The 234-nt window shown below is 58.5% G+C and carries 1 protein-coding gene; it reads right to left on the minus strand.

Going from position 1 to position 234, the window contains the following annotated elements; genetic code table 11:
* A partial coding sequence (locus ACYP03_RS28125) for an FLgD tudor-like domain-containing protein (RefSeq protein WP_459782954.1) occupies positions 1-234 on the minus strand: 234 nt, incomplete at both ends.

The following is a 234-nucleotide window of genomic DNA, read 5'->3' on the forward strand; positions in this document are numbered from 1 at the left end:
TGGTCGCCGGCAGGCTTGGAGCCTAAATCAAAACTGCGGACCAACTCGCCAGCGGCATTCTCAACCCGGACGATCAGGTTATTGAGCGATTGCGGCAGCTTAACCATTCCCGCAACACCCCCTTCTGCTGTTTTCGAGCCGGTTGAGTTCGGCACCAGCACATCACGGCCAACCAGCGAAGAGGCCTGCAGCGCCTGATTGGATGTCATGGCCGCGTTCAGACCGCCAAACTGT

This window comes from Photobacterium sp. R1 (genome assembly GCF_054600795.1).